The sequence below is a fragment of the Mesoterricola sp. MK458 genome (genome assembly GCF_055384935.1).
In genome coordinates this window covers 3,327,314-3,342,414 of sequence record NZ_AP045075.1, presented here as the reverse complement: position 1 = coordinate 3,342,414, position 15,101 = coordinate 3,327,314, and the positions used below count along the sequence as shown (strand labels likewise).

The following is a 15,101-nucleotide window of genomic DNA, read 5'->3' as shown; positions in this document are numbered from 1 at the left end:
GATCATTCCTTGGTCTGGCTTCGTTTGAATTCCTCGACCACCGAGTCCGCGTGGGTCTTCTTCTCGTCCGGAGTGGTGCCGGTGGTGGCGATGGTGCGGCTGATGGAGGCCCGCTCGCCTTCGCTCTTCAGGCCCGTGCCCAGGAGGTCCACGATGTAGTCGTGGATCTGGCGCAGGTGATGGACGATCCGCTCCAGCTTCTGGCGGGTGATGTCCTGGAACTGCATGAGGTCCATGGCTTCGTAGACCTTGTCCTGGATGTCCTTGCCCGCGGCCATGATCTGGCGGACGGCGTCCTGCACCGAGGCGTCCTGGGCGGAGGGATGGGCCATGAGGCCCGTGATCAGGGACTGCTGCTGGCCCACCAGGGTGCTGATGAGGTCCAGCTGGTCCATGACCTTGTTGGTCTCCCGCTCCGTGACGGCGGTGACGGCGTCCAGTTCGGAGATCACGTGCCCCTGGGCGTCCGGGGCCGGACCCGCCGGCGCCTTGGCGGGCCCGGCCTCCTTCCCGGCCTTGCCGGGCTTGTCCGGCGCGTTCTTCATGAGGGCGTCGATTTCGGATTGATCCATGGTGCCTCCCCTCGGGGGTGGTGCTGGGAGGTCTAGCCGAGCAGGGACTCGATCTTTTCCTTGAGCGTTTCGGGCGTGAAGGGCTTGACCACGTAGTTGTTCACCCCGGCCTGGAGGGCCTGCACGATATCCTCCTTGGCGGCGTTGGTGGTGACCATGAGGATGGGAATGGTGGTGTTCTGGCCGCGCACGGTCTGCACGAACTCCAGGCCGTCCATCTCCGGCATGTTCCAGTCGGTGATGATCATCTCCACACCGCCCTGGGCGAGCTTTTCCAGGCCCGCCTTGCCGTGCTCCCCTTCCACCACGTCGGTGTACCCGATGCGGGAAAGGGTGTTGATGATGATGCGGCGCATCGTCGAAGAGTCGTCCACGATTAGGATCTTCAAGGGAGCTCCTTTTAGGTCAATATCCTACTTCTCTTCAGCCATTGCTGCGGCATCGATGAATTTCATGAGGGCCGCCTGGTCATCCGGATAAACGTTGAGGAATTTTACCCCAAGTTCATATTCACCGCTTTCCAGGTGTTCGACCCGGACGACCTTGCCCACGGCCACCAGGGGCCTCAGGTCCGCCTCGGCGGCGGGGCCGAAGTGGTTCTGGTGCCGCCCCCAGCCGGGCACCCGGATCTCCAGCTTCAGGAGGGTCTCCAGGGGGAGCTCCCGGGGGGAGTTCAGCAGGAGGCCGCCGCCGGAGATGTCGCCGTAGACGCTGGTGGCGGGCTCCGGCTCCCGGGCGAAGGAGAGCTCCTGGAAGCCAACGGTGGCGCCACCTGGGATCCTTCGGTAGTTTCGGCGTTCGGAGGACATGGGGACCTTCCTGTGCAGGGTGATCGGAGGGGCGGACTCCCGGCTTGAATTTGAGTCTGGACAGTTCATTTCAACATGCGGATGGGGGGTACGTCCAAGGCCGGGGCGCCTCCGCTCATTCCCAGGGCACCAGGAAGGGCCGCACCTCCTGTTCGATGTTCTTGAGGGAGACCGGGCCGAGTTGGATAAAGTCTTTTGATTGCAATATTTCAGCGGTCCTGGGGCCGATGGCGATCTGGCCGGGGCCGGCCACGCTGCTCTCCAGGCGGGAAGCCAGGTTCACGGTGGAGCCCATGACGGTGTAGTCCATGCGCTTCTCGCAGCCGATGTCCCCGGCGAAGGCCTCGCCGCTGTTGATTCCGATTCGCATGCGCAGTTCGGGATAGCCCGCCGGGCGGTTCCCGTTCATGAACTTGAGGCCCTGCTGCATGGCCTTGGCCGCCTCCACGGCGTGGAGCGCATGGTCGGGGTCCGGCGCCGGGGCCCCGAAGAAGGCCATGATGGCGTCCCCGATGTACTTGTCCAGGGTCCCCCCCCGGATGAAGATCTGGTCGGTCATGACCTCGAAGGATCGGTTGAGGATGGTGGCCAGCTGCAGGGGCTCCATGCCCTCGGACATGCGGGTGAAGCCCGAGATGTCCGCGAAGAGGACGGAGATCTCGCAGCGCCGGGCCTGGAGGATGGGGGCGTCCAGGTTCTGGGCGGCCTTCAGGATCTCGTTGACCACCTGGGGGCTGTGGTAGCGCTCCAGGCGCTGGCGGAACCGGGTCTCCCGTTCCCGCTGGATGCCCACGGCGGCGAAATTGGCCATGGCCGAAAGGAGGTGCTCATCCTCCCGCTTGAAGCCGCCCTTGTTGAGGCTGGATTCCAGGTAGATCACCCCCAGCGCCTGGGTGTCCACGATGAGCGGGGCGCACAGGGCCGAGGAGATGCCGTGGATCTTGATGCTCTCCCCCGCCGAGAACCGGGGGTCGACCCGGGCGTCGGTGGTGAGGATGGTGACCTTGGCGGTCATTGCCGTCCGTGCGATCGTTCGGCTGATGGGGGTGGTGATGACCCCGGGCTTCTCCTCCCAGACGAACTCCGGTACCAGGTCCCCGCTGGCGTCCGCGAGGAGGATGAAACCCCGCTGGCATGGGATCTGGCCGGATATGAGGCTCATGACGGATTCCAGCAGCTCCGCCAGGCCGGCGGCCCCCAGGAGCTTGCCCGCCATGGAGGCCAGGCGGGAGAAGAGGGCCTCCGCCTCGGCGGGAGCCTGGCCGGCCTGATGCTTGGCCAGCAGGTCCTCCAGGGTGGAATGGGGCACCATGATGCTGCCGGAGGTGTCGAAAGCCCGGTCTTCCAGGGCGATCCGGGCCTCGGTGTGCGGCCTGGACAGGACCAGCGCGGGCGGGGTGGGCGCGCTCACCCCCTCGTCCAGCCACTGAACGGGAACCTCCCCCAGGAGGATCGTGTCTCCGGGGCGCAGGGGGGTCGGCTCCAGCACCGGGGCGTCCCGGAAGGTTGTGCCGTTCATGGATTTAAGGTCCTGCACATGGACCTGCCCGCCCTTGAGGAAGAAGCGGGCATGCACACGGCTGACCGCATTGGAGGAGATCCGCACCGTCGCAGCATCGCCCCGGCCCACGGTGATGCCTTCTTCCGTGAGTTCCACCGTCCGGCGGGCCCCTTCGACGAGCAGGATGATCTTCATGGCCTTCCACTCTCAGCAGAATGCAGAGAATAGCACCGATAACGTTATTCTGAAGGGTCAAGGAGGCCGGATGGCCAAAGTAGGTTTCATGTCCCTGGGCTGCCCCAAGAACCTCGTGGACAGCGAGGTGATGCTCGGCCACCTCAGGCTGAAGGGCTTCACCATCACCCCCGACCCCGCCCAGGCGGAGATCCTGGTGGTCAACACCTGCGGTTTCATCGAATCCGCCAAGAAGGAAAGCATCGAGGCCATCCTCCAGGCCGCCTCGTACAAGAAGGAGGGCGCCTGCCGGAAGCTGGTGGTGGCCGGGTGCATGGTGGAGCGCTACCGGGACCAGCTCCTGGCCGACATGCCCGAGATCGACGCCTGCCTGGGCACCCGGGACATCGAGCACATCGCCGAGGTGCTGGGTGCCTCCGACCGGCTCTTCGAGCCCGAGCGGGACCCCGGCTACCTGTACACCGAGGCCAGCCCCCGCCTCCTGACGACGCCCAAGGCCAGCGCCTACCTGAAGATCAGCGAAGGCTGCGACCACAGCTGCGCCTTCTGCATCATCCCCGCCATCCGGGGGCCCCAGCGGAGCCGGACCATCGCCAGCGTGGTGGCCGAGGCCCGGCGCCTGGTGGCCGGCGGCGTCCTGGAAATCAACCTGGTGGGCCAGGACACCACCGACTTCGGCCGCGACCTGGGGGATCCGGACGCCCTGGAAAAGCTCGTGCGCGCCCTGGGCGAGGTGGAGGGCCTGGCCTGGTTCCGCATCCACTACGCCTACCCCAACCGCCTCACCGACGGCCTTCTCCACGCCATCGCCGAAACCCACAACTGCGCGAAGTACCTGGACATGCCCCTGCAGCATGGGGATGCCGGCGTCCTCAAGGCCATGGCCCGGGGCGGGGGCCGCGCGACCTTCCTCAAGCTGCTGGCCAAGGCCCGGCGCATCATCCCCGACGTCTTCATCCGGTCCAACTTCATCGTGGGCTTCCCCACGGAGGACGAGGCGGCCTTCGCCGAGCTGCGCAGCTTCGTGGAGGAGGCCCGCTTCGAGCACGTGGGCGTGTTCACCTACTCCCTGGAGGAGGGCACCTCGGCCTACGCCCTGGGCGATCCGGTCCCCGCGCGCACCAAGAACAGCCGCAAGCGCATCCTCATGGAGCTCCAGCAGAAGATCTGCCGCGAGCGGAACCGCGGCCTGGAAGGCCGGGTGCTGGAGGTCCTGGTGGAGGGCACCCACGAGGAGACCGACATGGTCTTCAAGGGCCGCCACCGGGGGCAGGCCCCCGAGGTGGACGGCGGGGTGCTCATCGTGGGCGGGGACGTGGTGCCTGGCACCATCCAGTCCGTGCGGATCACCAAGGGACACGCCTACGACCTGGTGGGCGAGGTGGTGGAAGGCGGCGCCGAAGCGGCCGTGCGCCGCTACGAGGAATCCCGGCGGGCCCGTTCGTGATCCCGCTAGACTGTCGCCAAGGAGGCTCGTAATGTCCGAGAAATTCCCCGTCACCGTCAGCTGGAAGGGCAGCACCCAGGATCCCGCGTACAGCCGCTCCTCGCACCTCGCCAAGCCCGGCGCGCCCGACCCGGTCCCCGCCAGCAGCAGCCCCGCCAACGGCGGCGACACGTCCCGGTGGAACCCCGAGGACCTCCTGGCCGCGGCCATGGCCCAGTGCCACATGCTCACGTTCCTGGCCCTGGCCGCCAAGGTGCGCCTGACGGTCACCGCCTACGAGGGGGCGTCGGAGGCCGCCATGGAGACCGTGGACCGCCTCACCCGGGTGGCGACCATCACCCTGAAGCCCACGATCACCGTGGCCCCCGGCACCAGCCACGACAAGGTGCGGGAGATGTTCGAGAAGGCCCACAAGTACTGCGTCATCGCGAACTCCTTCAACGGCGAGGTGATCCTGGAGCCCGACGTGGTGGACGCCTGATGCGGGCGAAGCGCTGGGCGTGGTGGGTGGCCACGGGCCTGGGCTCGGGCCGCCTGCGCCCCGCGCCCGGCACCTGGGGCTCCCTGGCCGGGCTCGTCTTCTGGTGCCTGATCACGCCCCTCCTGGGAGCTCCCGGGGGCTGGGGTTCCGAGCTGCTCTTCCTGGCCGCGCCCCTGGGCATGACCTGGCTGGCCGTGGCCGCCTCGGACCGGGTGACGGCCGAGACGGGGCACAAGGACCCCGGCTACGTCGTTGCCGACGAGTGGGCCGGGCTGTGGATCGCCCTTTGGCCCGCGCGGTGGGAAATCGCCGGGGGCCTGCCCCGGCTCCTGCAGCCCGGGGGCTGGCGCCTGGCGGCTTCGCTGGCGGTTCCTTTCCTGGCCTTCCGGCTCTTCGACATCTGGAAGCCGTGGCCCATCCGTCAGATCCAGGTGCTGCCGGGAGGCGAGGGGATCGTGGCCGACGACGTGGTGGCCGGGCTCTACGCCATTCCCGTGGTGCTCCTGCTGCACCCGGCCGCCGCGCGGCTCCTGGCGGGGATCTGAGTCAGAGGTGTCAGGGCGCCAGCGGCTCGGATTCGGCGAGCATCTGGCGCCACACCGTGGGCTCGCTCAGGCCGTCGCCGTCCAGGTGCCGGCTTTCGATGAGGTAGCGGTAGCCCTGCTCGGTGAGGAACAGTTGGCGGTTCCGGGCGAACTCCTGCTCGGTGGTATCCCTGGAGATCAGCGAATAGAAGAAGCTGATGTTGCGTTCCCCCTTGGGCCGCAGGATGCGCCCCAGGCGCTGGGCCTCCTCCTGGCGGGACCCGAAGGTGCCGCTCACCTGGATGGCCACGCTCGCGTCGGGGAGGTCGATGGCGAAGTTGGCCACCTTGCTCACGATCAGCACCTTGAGCTCCCCCGCCCGGAAGGCGCGGTACAGCTCCTCCCGCTCCCGCTCGGGGGTCTGGCCCGTGAGGACCGGCGCGTCCAGGCGCTCGCCGATGATGCGCAGCTGGTCCAGGTACTGGCCGATGACCAGCACGCTGTCGCCGGGGTGCCCCGCCAGGAGCTCGTCCATGACCACCAGCTTCAGGCTGTTCTCCGAGGCGATACGGAACCGCGCGCGGGAGTCGGCCACGGCGTAGTCCATGCGCTCGTCGGAGGGCAGGGGCACGCGGATCTCCAGGCAGTGGGCTTCCGCGATGAAGCCGCTCTTCTCCAGGGTCTTCCAGGGCACGTCCACGCGCTTGGGACCGATGAGGGAGAAGACGTCCTCCTCCTTGCCGTCCTCGCGCACGAGCGTGGCCGTGAGGCCCAGGCGGCGCTTGGCCTGGAGCTCCGCCACGGCGCGGAACACCGGCGCGGGCAGCATGTGCACCTCGTCGTGGATGACGAGCCCCCAGTTGGCCGCCTCGAAGATCTTGAAGTGTTCGAAAGGCGCGCCCTTGCTCTTGCGGTAGGTGAGGATCTGGTAGGTGGCGATGGTGACGGGGCGGATTTCCTTGGTGTCGCCCGTGTAGAGGCCGATGTCCTCGTCCCGCAGGGAGGTCTTGTCCAGGAGCTCCTGCTTCCACTGCTTGACGGCGGTGACGTTGGTGGTGAGCACCAGGGTGCGCGTCTGGAGCCGGGCCATGCAGCCGATGGCGATGACGGTCTTGCCCGCGCCGCAGGGAAGCACCAGGACGCCGGCGCCGCCCTCGGGCCCGCCGCCGGCGTGGAAGACGTCCACCGCGGCCTGCTGGTAGGGCCGCAGCCCGAAGGGCTTGCCGGTGCCCGCCAGGGTGTCCCGCAGGGTGAATGCCAGGGGGTCGCCGGGCTTGAAGCCCGCCAGGTCCTGCACGGGGTGGCCCAGGCGGATGAGCTGGAGCTTCACCTCGCCGCGCTTGCCGTCGGCCAGGAAGATGCCACGCTGGTCCGGATACGGCTCGGCCAGGTGCTCCTGGAGGCTGCGCTGGTTCTCCAGTTCGTAGAAGAGGCCCCGGTCGTCCATCTCCAGGGCCAGCCGGCCGTCCTTCACCACCAGGCGCAGCCTGCCGTAGCGGGTGCCGTGGTCCTGGATCTCCTGGAGGAGGTTCTGGGGCACGGGATACTTGGACCACCGGTTGAGGGTGGAGGCCATCTCGTCGCAGGTGACCCCGGAGGCCGAGGCGTTCCACAGGGACAGCGGCGTGATGCGGTACGTATGGATGTGCTCGGGCGACTTCACCAGTTCCGCGAAGCGGCTCAGTTCGTCGCGCACCTCCTCGAAGGACGGGTGGGCCACTTCCAGGAGAAGGGTCCTGTCACTCTGGACGATCAGGGGGTTGTCCGGACGAAGGGCGATCACGCGGCAAGGTCCAAAAGGTTGAGACTAGAAGGAGTCGACCCCAGGGTCAACGCACCGGTGGGCGGGGGTGGGGTGACCGGATTTCCCCCTCACGTTTGCCCCTGAAACATGAGAAACTGATCGGTCATTACCGATCGGCCCCCCCGGCACAGCCCGGTGCATGTGAGGACCCATGGCGCCTTCGCATTATCAGCTCCTATGCAATTGCACTGACGACCAGCTCCGCGCCATCTGCCAGCGGAGGAAGCTGCCGGTCCCCCAGTACTGGCAGGAGGGGCCCGAGGGGCGCATGCGCCTCCTCAAGACCATGGTCTTCCATCTGGAGGACAACAAACAGCTCACCAACACCCTGCTGGACCTGGACGGGACCAAGCTGACCGCCCTCAAGCGCCTCGCCGAGGAGGAGGTCCAGCCCGACGCGGCCTTCCAGGGCGAGCTGCTGGCCCTGGGCCTCATCCTCCCCGCGGGGGAGGGCTGGGCCGTTCCCGGCCGGGTGGCCGACGCCCTGGCCGACTTCGACGACGCCGCCTTCTGCTTCCAGGGCGGAACCGACGTCGCCCTCATCCCGGCCCAGCCCTACGGCTTCGCCCTGGCCCTCACCTCCGTCCTGCTGCGCTGCATGGGCGGGATCCGGGTGCTGAAGGGCGGCCTGCCCGCCAAGAAGGAACTGGGCCAGCTCCTCCAGAAGAACGCCCTGCTCAAGGACGAGCGCGACGCCACCCTCATCTTCGGCCTCCTGCACCGCCTGGGCCTCCTGTGGAACCGCGAGGGCCGGGTGGACACCCTGCTGCCCGCCGTGCTCTCCCACTCCCCCCGGTGGGTTCCGGAACGGGCCTTCGCCATCCTCCTCGAGCACGATCTCAAGCTCTGGAACATGCCCCCCGCGGAGGACCGCACCTTCCTCATGCAGCACCTGCTGGAACGCCGGGGACAGGTGCTGGCCGTGAGGCCCTTCCTGGCCTTCCTCCAGACGCTCCACCCCCTGGACGTGAACCGCACCGAGACCGTGTTCCTGCCCTTCCTGGGCCGCATGGGCCTGGTGAGCCTGGATGCCGAGGGCGCCCACGTGACCCTTTCCCCCCACGGGGAGACCCTGGCCCAGGAGTACCTCCTGAGGGACCACCGGGGAACCGAAGGGCACTGGACCCTTTTCATGGCCCACCAGCCCCTGGTCATCCAGCCCACCCTGGAAGTCCTCACCCCCATGGTCCAGAATCCCCACCGCCTCCTGCGGGTGGCGCAGATGGCCGAGGTGGAGACCCTGGACGCCATGGTGAGCCTGCGGGTGGGTTCCGACACCCTCATCCGGGCCCTGGACATGGGCCTGACCCTGGAGGAGATGAACAGCCTCCTGGGCGCCCCGACGGCCGCGGTGCCCCAGCCCCTGGCGCAACTCCTGGAGGATCTGGCCCGGCGCCTGGGCGAAGTGGAGGTCCAGCAGGGCTGCCGCCTGGTGAAGGCCCGCACCGAGGCCCTGGCCGACGAGCTCCTGCTGCGCCCTGAACTGGCCACCCTCAACCTGCAGCGCGTCTCCGGGACGGTCCTGGAGGCCAACGGACCCGGCAACGCCTTCGCCCTGCTCAAGCAGGCCGGCTTCCTGCCCAAGCCCGGCCGCTTCCTGCCCGTGAGCATCGACGGGGACGAGGCCCTCTACCTCTGGTCCCTGGCCTGCCTTTCCTTCGTGGACGAGCAGGGCATGAACCACCACCTGGACCCCGTGCGGCAGATCATCCACGCCGCCCTCCAGCGCATCCAGGCCGAGGACCCCAACCTGCACCAGGAGATCCGCCGCCGGGTGCCCATGCTTCACATGGGCATGGGCGCCCAGGCCGCCGAGGAAACCACGCGCATCCTGGAATACGCCGCCAGCTACAACCTCATGGTGGAACTCACCTACTTGCCCCTGGCCGCGCACCGCCCCCAGCTGCGCAAGGTGACCCCCCAGGGCGTGGACGGCGAGCACCTGCGGGGATTCTGCCACCTGCACCAGGAGGTGATGAGCTTCCGCCTGAGCCGCATAATGGGCGTAAGGCTGCTGAACGAGCGCGGCTGGACGCCGCCCATGCATCCCCAGGCGGTCTAGCCGAAGCCCTGGGACGACCCGGGTGGTTCAGAGGTTGCCCAGCTCCACCATCCGCTTGTCGATGCGCTCGGCCACCTTTTCCAGGACGTCCTTGAATTCCGCCCGGCCGTCCTTGGATTCCTTGTCGAACTTCCGCTCCAACTGGAGGATGGACTTCTGCATCTGGTTCAGGAGCCCCTTGAGCTCCTCCACCTCGTCCATCACCTGGTTGATGCGGCCGTCGGGCGGCCGGCTGTTGCTGAAGACGCTCATCCCCGCCAGGGCCGCAGCCAGGGCGGAGCAGATCAAGATGAGTAGTTCCATTCCGCTGGACATGGGCGTCGCTCCAGGTCCGATTCTAGCCGGAAACGGACGCGGATCAGTGGGCCTTCACCTGCTGGGTGTCCTGGGGGATGACGTTGGCGGGACGTTCGATGGGGATGACCAGTTCCTTGCCCTTGGTGGCGGGCTTGGACTGCTTGCGGCCCGAAACCAGGACGGGCTGCTGGACCTGGACGGACTTGTCCGGCACGGGCGTGCGCTTGACGGAGGCGGCCATGCGGGTGAGTTCGGCCTCCTTCTGCACCATGGCGGAAGCCAGGTCCTCGGCCTTGTGCTTCTGGGCGATGCCCCAGAGGCTCACGCCGCCGAAGGCCACGGCCAGGGGCAGGGCCGCGGCCAGGAGCATCCAGTGGCTGCGGCGCCGGGCGGTGTGGTTGCGGCGCCGGGCCTCCTTGCGGAGGTCGTCGGCCAGGGCGATGAGCTCGGGGGTGGGCTCGGATTCGAAGTAGTTGCGCGGCTTCATGCCGAGGAGGGAACGGAGTTCGGCCCGCAGCGCCGTGTCGCCTGAAGGTTCTTGGCTGCGTTGGGGGTCAAGCCAGGACATGAAGGCCTCCAGAGTTTCCGGTCGAATTGAGTTGGTTCCTGAGGTGGGCTTTGGCGCGGTGGATGCGGGTCTTGACGGTGGCTTCGGGGATGTCGAGGATTTCCGCGATCTGGCGGATGGAGAGGTCCTCCACCACGAAGAGCCAGAGGGTCTCGCGGAAGGTGGGGGAGAGGGTCTTCATCCGCTCCCGGACCTCCTGGCTGAGCAGGTCGTCGTCCGCCTCCGGTCCCTTGCCCTGCTCCATGACGGCTTCAAGGCTGATGGACTGGTTCTTCAGGGGCCGGCGCTCCGTGAGGGAAAGGGTGCGCACGGTACCGTAGAGGTAGGCGGTGGGATGTTCGACGGGGGTTTCCCGCTGCATGAGAATGACGAAAGCTTCCTGGGCAATATCTTCCGGGTAAGTGGCGCCGTAGCGCCGTGCGTAGCTTACCAAACGGGGATAGAGGCAGGAAAAAATTTCGTGAAAGTCAGTGGTTTCCCCGAAGGGAAGATCCGGTGGATTGAACGGCTCCATGCATGGCTCCGAATTCTAAATGATGAAGGGGAGGCAAATGTTCCCGGAATGTGATCCCCTTCGTGGAATTGGGTACTCTAGGACCATGAGCGGGCATTTCCACCACTGGCGCGACACCCTCCAGGACCTGGGGGTGATCGGTCTGGTTCCTCCACCATACCAACCCGAGATCCTTCCTGATACCCCTGTTGTGCCCCAAAAAAACATTGTGGAGCAAAAGGCCGTATTGGAAAAAACAATGACGGCGCCCGCCCCTCCCCCCCCCTCCGGGCCCAAGGCTCTTCCCCCCCAGGAGTTGGTGGAGGCGGCCGGGAGCCTGGCCGACCTGGAGGCCTGCATCCAGGGGTGCCTGGCCTGCCCCCTGGGGGCCGGCCGCATGAAGTTCGTTTTCGGGGAGGGCGACCCCAAGGCGAGGATCCTTTTCGTGGGCGAGGGGCCTGGACGGGACGAGGACCTGCAGGGGCGCCCCTTCGTGGGCAAGGCCGGGGAACTCCTGGACAAGATGCTGGGGGCCATGGGCTTCGAGCGGAACCAGGTCTACATCTGCAACGTGGTGAAGTGCCGGCCCCCGGACAACCGCACCCCCACCCCCGCCGAGGCCCAGCGCTGCCTGCCCTACCTGCGGCGCCAGATCGAGCTGGTCCGCCCCGCGGTCATCGTCACGCTGGGCGCGACGCCCCTGCGCGAGCTCCTGGGCGTGACGACCGGCATCACGCGGGTCCGCGGGCAGTGGCACACCCTGGACATGCTGGGCGGGATCCCCGTGATGCCCACCTTCCATCCCGCCTACGTGCTGCGGCAGTACACCCAGGACGTGCGAAGGGCCGTATGGTCGGATCTCCAGGCCGCCAGGAACTGGCTGGCCGAGAATCACGCCACGGCCAAATGATGCCAAACTAGGCCTTCGAAACGGGGAACCTCCATGCGTCTGATCAACGTGCTCTTCATCGTGCTCATCGCCTTCGTGCTCATGTCGGTGGGCTACGTGTACATGGGGAACACCACCGTGCTGGGGCAGGACATCCAGCTCTGGAGCGGCGCGAGCGTCCGGGTGTCGTCCCTGCTGGTGGGCGCCTTCCTCCTGGGCTTCGTGCTGAACCTGCTCTACACCGGCATCATGGAATTCACCCGCTTCGTCAAGGGCATCAACGCGTCCGCCGCGACCCGCGCGGGAAAGCGCCTTTCCAGCCTCCTGGCCGAGGCCCGGGACCTCCTGTCCCACGGCCTTCCCGGCCATGCCCGGCAGGTGCTGGAGAGTGTCCTGCGCGAGCGCGGGGACCACGAGGCCGCGAGCCTCCTCATGGGCGAGGCCCTGGTGAAGCTGGGCGACTACGATGCCGCCGTCAAGCACCTGGAGGGCTGCGCGGCGGCCCATCCCGCGGCGATCGAGTTCCAGTACCTGCTGGCCGACGCCCTCATCGCGGCCCGCAACCCCGAGGCCGCCACCGTCCTCCTGAAGCGCGTGGCGGGGGACAACCCCAAGCAGGCCCTCCGGGCCCTGCGCAAGCTGCGCACCCTGCACATGGACGCCGGGCGCTGGGAGGAGGCCCTGGACGTCCACAAGCGCCTCGTGTCCCGCTTCGGCAAGGAAGTGAACAGCCCCGAGCGGGCCCAGGGCACGGCCTTGCAGTACCAGGTGGGCCTCACCAAGGTGGAGGCCGACCTCTACAAGGAGGCCGCGCAGATCTTCCAGCAGATCCTGAAGGAGGACACGACCTTCGTTCCGGCCTACCTGTCCCTGGGGCGCTGCATGATCCTGCAGGACCAGGAGGTCCAGGGCCTGGAGATCTGGCAGGAGGGCTTCCGCACCACCGGGGAGGGCGCCCTGCTGCAGGAGGTGGAGGACTACTTCATCCAGAGCGGCAAGCCCGAGGAGGGGCTCGCCGTGCTCCGCCGCATCGCCGCCACCAGCGAGTTCGCCACCACCGCCAAGTTCTTCCTGGGCAAGATGCTCTACCGCCTGGAGATCCTGGACGAGGCCCTGGTGCTGTTCCAGGAGGTGCGGGCCCAGGTGGTCTACTCGCCCATCCTCTTCTTCTTCATGGCCAAGATCCATTCCCGGCGCGGGCGCATGGAGCAGGCCCTGAACGAGTACCGCCAGCTCCTTCGCAACCTCGGCATCCTCCGCCAGCGCTTCGAGTGCAGCGTGTGCGGCCAGAAGACCCCCGACTACGTGGACCGCTGCGAGGCCTGCGGCAGCTGGAACAGCAGCCACTTCATGTTCAAGGAGAACGAGCTGCCCGAGCTTCACCTGCGGCCGGAGACGGGCCCATGGGTGGGGATGATCTAGCTTCTCGATTCGACGAAGTGGAGGAGCGATTCCTCCATGGACGGCGTCATGGCGAGGAAATGGATGCCCAGGCCGATGAGTTCCAGGGCGCCCCTGCCGCCGCCGGCGCCGCCCAGCACGTAGGCGACCTTGGCCATGAATGGCTCACCCGTCAGGTCCGGGTACTCGAAGCCGAAATGTTCCAGGAGCGTCCCCTGGCGGAAAAGATGGTTCTCGGCCCGGGGCAGGGTGGCGAAGCAGCCGCCAGCGCTCAGGTTGGTGATGCGGATGTTCTTGTATTCGAATTGCTTCACCCGGAACTGGATGGTGATGTCCGGTCCAACCACGATGCGAAGCTTCGATCTTCTGTCGGATGCAGAATCCATGGGGTTCCGTTAAGAGGGGTGTCGGGTTAAAGTAATATGACAGAAAAAGTGGCCTCAACCCACCGAGGGAACGGGCTCCAGACCATTGGAGAACCCTGGCCGGGAAATGGTTCCCAGCCTAACCTATGAGGGGACAACGCCTTAGCGCTGGCCATGCACTGGAGATCAAACCAATGGAGATTCTGCTCATCGAGAACGTGCCCAATCTGGGCGTGCGCGGGGACGTCGTCAACGTCAAGGACGGCTACGCCCGGAACTTCCTCCTTCCCCGCAAGAAGGCCCTGCCCGTGACCGCCGGGAACAAGCGCCAGATCGAGCTCGAGAAGGAGCGCAACATCAAGCTGCGCGCCAAGGAGCTCGCGGACGCCCAGTCCCTGGCCGAGAAGCTTTCCGCCCTGGCCCTTTCCGTGGCCAAGAAGGTGGGCGAGAACGGTCACCTCTTCGGTTCCGTCACCAACGGCGACGTGGCCGAGCTGCTCAAGGCCAAGGGTTTCGAGGTCGAGAAGCAGAGCATCACCGTGCCCCACGTCAAGACCGTGGGCGCCTATGAAGCGGACGTGCGCATCTACGCCGGCGTCCACGCGAAGATCGCCCTCGAAGTCACGGCCCTCGCGGCCGAGTAGTCCTTCCCGTTCCACGGAGCCGGGCCGCCCGTGCCCGGCTTCAGATCCTCAATACCGCCTCCAGAGAGGAACAGCATGACCAAGACCACCTCCAAGCCCGAAACCATCGGCATTCCCGAACTGTCCGCCTCCCTCGCCGAGGCCCACGATCTCACCAAGGCCCGCGCCAAGGCCATGCTCGACGGTCTCCGTGACGAGATCGTGCAGTCCCTCCTCGGCGGCAAGCGCGTGAACGTCTTCGGCCTGGGCACCTTCGAAGTTCGCGCCACCCGCGAGAAGATGGGTCGCAACCCCAAGACCGGCGAGAAGATCCAGATCCCCGCCGGCCGCAAGGTCGTCTTCAAGGCCGCCAAGGGCCTCAAGGACCAGATGTAGGTCCCACCGGACCCGGAAGGCGGCCACCTGCGGGTGGCCGCCTTTTTTGTACGGTGGTTTCCTGAATATATATCGATCCTGTCTATGCATTAATATTTATATAGTTGCCGTTGATACGGTGTCTCTGGCTGTGGCGACGCGCGGGTGAAGTCCATACTTCCCGCCAAATCCCCACAGGAGGCACCTCCATGCAGAAATCCCTGAAGATGGATCCCAACAAATGCACGGGCTGCCTCCAGTGCGAGATGGCCTGCGCCTACGAGCACCACCACACCTTCACCATCTCCCGGTCCCGCATCAAGGTGTTCGGTTTCGAGGACGAGGGGCGCAAGGTGCCGTACACCTGCACGCAATGCGACGAGGCCTGGTGCCTCCACGCCTGCCCCGTGGAGGCCATCGTCCTGGATCCCGCCACCGGCGCCAAGAAGGTGCTGGAGGACCTGTGCGTGGGCTGCAAGGTCTGCACCATCGCCTGCCCCTTCGGCACCGTGAACTACGTCGCGGCCACGGGCAAGGTGCAGAAATGCGATCTGTGCGACGGGGGCGAACCCGCCTGCGCGGGGGCCTGCCCCACGGGGGCCATCACCTATGTGGATGCGGACTGGACGGGGCTGGACCGCATGCGGCGGTGGGCCGGCCGGACCGACAACAACCCGGCAGCGGTGTGAGGAGGC

General features: G+C 66.9%; 18 protein-coding genes. 9 read left to right on the top strand and 9 right to left on the bottom strand.

The genetic code is table 11. The annotated features are described in order from the left end of the window. Positions 1-2: 2 nt before the first annotated feature. From ACZ5LB_RS14560 to ACZ5LB_RS14545, 4 genes are all read right to left on the bottom strand, one after another. The gene (locus ACZ5LB_RS14560; RefSeq protein ID WP_464602933.1) at positions 3-572 is read right to left on the bottom strand and encodes a hypothetical protein; all 570 of its coding nucleotides are present in this window, start codon (positions 570-572) and stop codon (positions 3-5) included. A gap of 32 nt (positions 573-604) precedes the next feature. Further along, a complete protein-coding gene (locus ACZ5LB_RS14555) occupies positions 605-961 on the bottom strand; it encodes a response regulator (protein ID WP_464602932.1) in 357 nt (118 codons plus the stop codon). 24 nt (positions 962-985) lie between these two features. Continuing rightward, positions 986-1,381 carry a PilZ domain-containing protein gene (locus ACZ5LB_RS14550; protein ID WP_464602931.1) on the bottom strand — a complete coding sequence of 132 codons (396 nt, stop codon included), beginning with the start codon at positions 1,379-1,381 and terminating at the stop codon, positions 986-988. A gap of 115 nt (positions 1,382-1,496) precedes the next feature. Further along, on the bottom strand, positions 1,497-3,077 hold the full coding sequence (locus ACZ5LB_RS14545; RefSeq protein WP_464602930.1) for an adenylate/guanylate cyclase domain-containing protein: 1,581 nt from the start codon (positions 3,075-3,077) through the stop codon (positions 1,497-1,499). A 70-nt stretch (positions 3,078-3,147) separates the two neighbouring features. On the opposite strand from ACZ5LB_RS14545, the gene rimO reads away from it, so the two are divergent. From rimO to ACZ5LB_RS14530, 3 genes are read left to right on the top strand one after another with little or no spacing between them, the layout of a single operon-like run. After that, complete coding sequence (gene rimO / locus ACZ5LB_RS14540; protein WP_464602929.1) at positions 3,148-4,524, top strand: 30S ribosomal protein S12 methylthiotransferase RimO; 1,377 nt, start codon at positions 3,148-3,150, stop codon at positions 4,522-4,524. Between the two features lie 31 nt (positions 4,525-4,555). Then, positions 4,556-5,005, top strand: coding sequence for an OsmC family protein (locus tag ACZ5LB_RS14535; RefSeq protein ID WP_464602928.1), 450 nt, complete (start codon positions 4,556-4,558; stop codon positions 5,003-5,005). Further along, positions 5,005-5,550: a phosphatidylglycerophosphatase A family protein gene (locus ACZ5LB_RS14530; RefSeq protein ID WP_464602927.1), complete on the top strand. Its 546-nt coding sequence runs from the start codon at positions 5,005-5,007 to the stop codon at positions 5,548-5,550. Before ACZ5LB_RS14535 ends, ACZ5LB_RS14530 begins: the two co-directional genes overlap by 1 nt. 10 nt (positions 5,551-5,560) lie before the next feature. On the opposite strand, the gene ACZ5LB_RS14525 is transcribed toward ACZ5LB_RS14530, so the two are convergent. After that, on the bottom strand, positions 5,561-7,312 hold the full coding sequence (locus ACZ5LB_RS14525; protein WP_464602926.1) for a DNA repair helicase XPB: 1,752 nt from the start codon (positions 7,310-7,312) through the stop codon (positions 5,561-5,563). 289 nt (positions 7,313-7,601) lie between these two features. Between ACZ5LB_RS14525 and ACZ5LB_RS14520 the strand changes: the two genes are divergently transcribed. Then, positions 7,602-9,395, top strand: a complete 1,794-nt coding sequence (locus ACZ5LB_RS14520) for a helicase-associated domain-containing protein (RefSeq protein WP_464602925.1) — start codon at positions 7,602-7,604, stop codon at positions 9,393-9,395. Positions 9,396-9,422: 27 nt separating this feature from the next. On the opposite strand, the gene ACZ5LB_RS14515 is transcribed toward ACZ5LB_RS14520, so the two are convergent. Genes ACZ5LB_RS14515 through ACZ5LB_RS14505 form a run of 3 tightly spaced genes read right to left on the bottom strand, consistent with a single transcriptional unit; the run spans position 9,423 to position 10,774 of the window. Continuing rightward, positions 9,423-9,710, bottom strand: coding sequence for a hypothetical protein (locus tag ACZ5LB_RS14515; RefSeq protein ID WP_306598174.1), 288 nt, complete (start codon positions 9,708-9,710; stop codon positions 9,423-9,425). Positions 9,711-9,753: 43 nt separating this feature from the next. Beyond that, positions 9,754-10,260 carry a hypothetical protein gene (locus ACZ5LB_RS14510; protein ID WP_464602924.1) on the bottom strand — a complete coding sequence of 169 codons (507 nt, stop codon included), beginning with the start codon at positions 10,258-10,260 and terminating at the stop codon, positions 9,754-9,756. Next, positions 10,247-10,774, bottom strand: coding sequence for an RNA polymerase sigma factor (locus ACZ5LB_RS14505; protein WP_464602923.1), 528 nt, complete (start codon positions 10,772-10,774; stop codon positions 10,247-10,249). Before ACZ5LB_RS14505 ends, ACZ5LB_RS14510 begins: the two co-directional genes overlap by 14 nt. Before the next feature lie 238 nt (positions 10,775-11,012). Between ACZ5LB_RS14505 and ACZ5LB_RS14500 the strand changes: the two genes are divergently transcribed. Both ACZ5LB_RS14500 and ACZ5LB_RS14495 read left to right on the top strand, forming a co-directional pair. After that, the gene (locus tag ACZ5LB_RS14500; protein ID WP_464602922.1) at positions 11,013-11,663 is read left to right on the top strand and encodes a uracil-DNA glycosylase; all 651 of its coding nucleotides are present in this window, start codon (positions 11,013-11,015) and stop codon (positions 11,661-11,663) included. A gap of 33 nt (positions 11,664-11,696) precedes the next feature. After that, on the top strand, positions 11,697-13,064 hold the full coding sequence (locus ACZ5LB_RS14495; protein ID WP_464602921.1) for a tetratricopeptide repeat protein: 1,368 nt from the start codon (positions 11,697-11,699) through the stop codon (positions 13,062-13,064). On the opposite strand, the gene ACZ5LB_RS14490 is transcribed toward ACZ5LB_RS14495, so the two are convergent. After that, the gene (locus ACZ5LB_RS14490) at positions 13,061-13,429 is read right to left on the bottom strand and encodes a PilZ domain-containing protein (protein ID WP_464602920.1); all 369 of its coding nucleotides are present in this window, start codon (positions 13,427-13,429) and stop codon (positions 13,061-13,063) included. The two genes, ACZ5LB_RS14495 and ACZ5LB_RS14490, sit on opposite strands and share 4 nt — an antisense overlap. Positions 13,430-13,602: 173 nt before the next feature. Between ACZ5LB_RS14490 and rplI the strand changes: the two genes are divergently transcribed. The 3 genes from rplI (at position 13,603) to ACZ5LB_RS14475 (ending at position 15,095) form a co-directional block, all read left to right on the top strand. Continuing rightward, positions 13,603-14,052, top strand: coding sequence for a 50S ribosomal protein L9 (gene rplI / locus ACZ5LB_RS14485; RefSeq protein ID WP_464602919.1), 450 nt, complete (start codon positions 13,603-13,605; stop codon positions 14,050-14,052). Between the two features lie 75 nt (positions 14,053-14,127). After that, the gene (locus ACZ5LB_RS14480; RefSeq protein WP_306598167.1) at positions 14,128-14,427 is read left to right on the top strand and encodes an HU family DNA-binding protein; all 300 of its coding nucleotides are present in this window, start codon (positions 14,128-14,130) and stop codon (positions 14,425-14,427) included. 188 nt (positions 14,428-14,615) lie between these two features. After that, positions 14,616-15,095 (top strand): 4Fe-4S dicluster domain-containing protein, encoded by a 480-nt coding sequence (locus ACZ5LB_RS14475; RefSeq protein ID WP_464602918.1) that lies wholly within the window; start codon positions 14,616-14,618, stop codon positions 15,093-15,095. Positions 15,096-15,101 lie beyond the last annotated feature (6 nt).

Bases quoted from the DNA above. Each gene is read 5' to 3' on its own strand.
- rimO (WP_464602929.1), top strand. From the start codon at position 3,148: ATGGCCAAAGTAGGTTTCATGTCCCTGGGCTGCCCCAAGAACCTCGTG.
- ACZ5LB_RS14500 (WP_464602922.1), top strand. From the start codon at position 11,013: ATGACGGCGCCCGCCCCTCCCCCCCCCTCCGGGCCCAAGGCTCTTCCC.
- ACZ5LB_RS14490 (WP_464602920.1), bottom strand. From the start codon at position 13,429: ATGGATTCTGCATCCGACAGAAGATCGAAGCTTCGCATCGTGGTTGGA.
- ACZ5LB_RS14480 (WP_306598167.1), top strand. From the start codon at position 14,128: ATGACCAAGACCACCTCCAAGCCCGAAACCATCGGCATTCCCGAACTG.
- ACZ5LB_RS14495 (WP_464602921.1), top strand. From the start codon at position 11,697: ATGCGTCTGATCAACGTGCTCTTCATCGTGCTCATCGCCTTCGTGCTC.
- ACZ5LB_RS14530 (WP_464602927.1), top strand. From the start codon at position 5,005: ATGCGGGCGAAGCGCTGGGCGTGGTGGGTGGCCACGGGCCTGGGCTCG.
- ACZ5LB_RS14510 (WP_464602924.1), bottom strand. From the start codon at position 10,260: ATGTCCTGGCTTGACCCCCAACGCAGCCAAGAACCTTCAGGCGACACG.
- ACZ5LB_RS14545 (WP_464602930.1), bottom strand. From the start codon at position 3,077: ATGAAGATCATCCTGCTCGTCGAAGGGGCCCGCCGGACGGTGGAACTC.
- ACZ5LB_RS14505 (WP_464602923.1), bottom strand. From the start codon at position 10,774: ATGGAGCCGTTCAATCCACCGGATCTTCCCTTCGGGGAAACCACTGAC.
- ACZ5LB_RS14535 (WP_464602928.1), top strand. From the start codon at position 4,556: ATGTCCGAGAAATTCCCCGTCACCGTCAGCTGGAAGGGCAGCACCCAG.
- ACZ5LB_RS14550 (WP_464602931.1), bottom strand. From the start codon at position 1,381: ATGTCCTCCGAACGCCGAAACTACCGAAGGATCCCAGGTGGCGCCACC.
- ACZ5LB_RS14475 (WP_464602918.1), top strand. From the start codon at position 14,616: ATGCAGAAATCCCTGAAGATGGATCCCAACAAATGCACGGGCTGCCTC.
- ACZ5LB_RS14520 (WP_464602925.1), top strand. From the start codon at position 7,602: ATGCGCCTCCTCAAGACCATGGTCTTCCATCTGGAGGACAACAAACAG.
- ACZ5LB_RS14560 (WP_464602933.1), bottom strand. From the start codon at position 572: ATGGATCAATCCGAAATCGACGCCCTCATGAAGAACGCGCCGGACAAG.
- ACZ5LB_RS14515 (WP_306598174.1), bottom strand. From the start codon at position 9,710: ATGTCCAGCGGAATGGAACTACTCATCTTGATCTGCTCCGCCCTGGCT.
- rplI (WP_464602919.1), top strand. From the start codon at position 13,603: ATGGAGATTCTGCTCATCGAGAACGTGCCCAATCTGGGCGTGCGCGGG.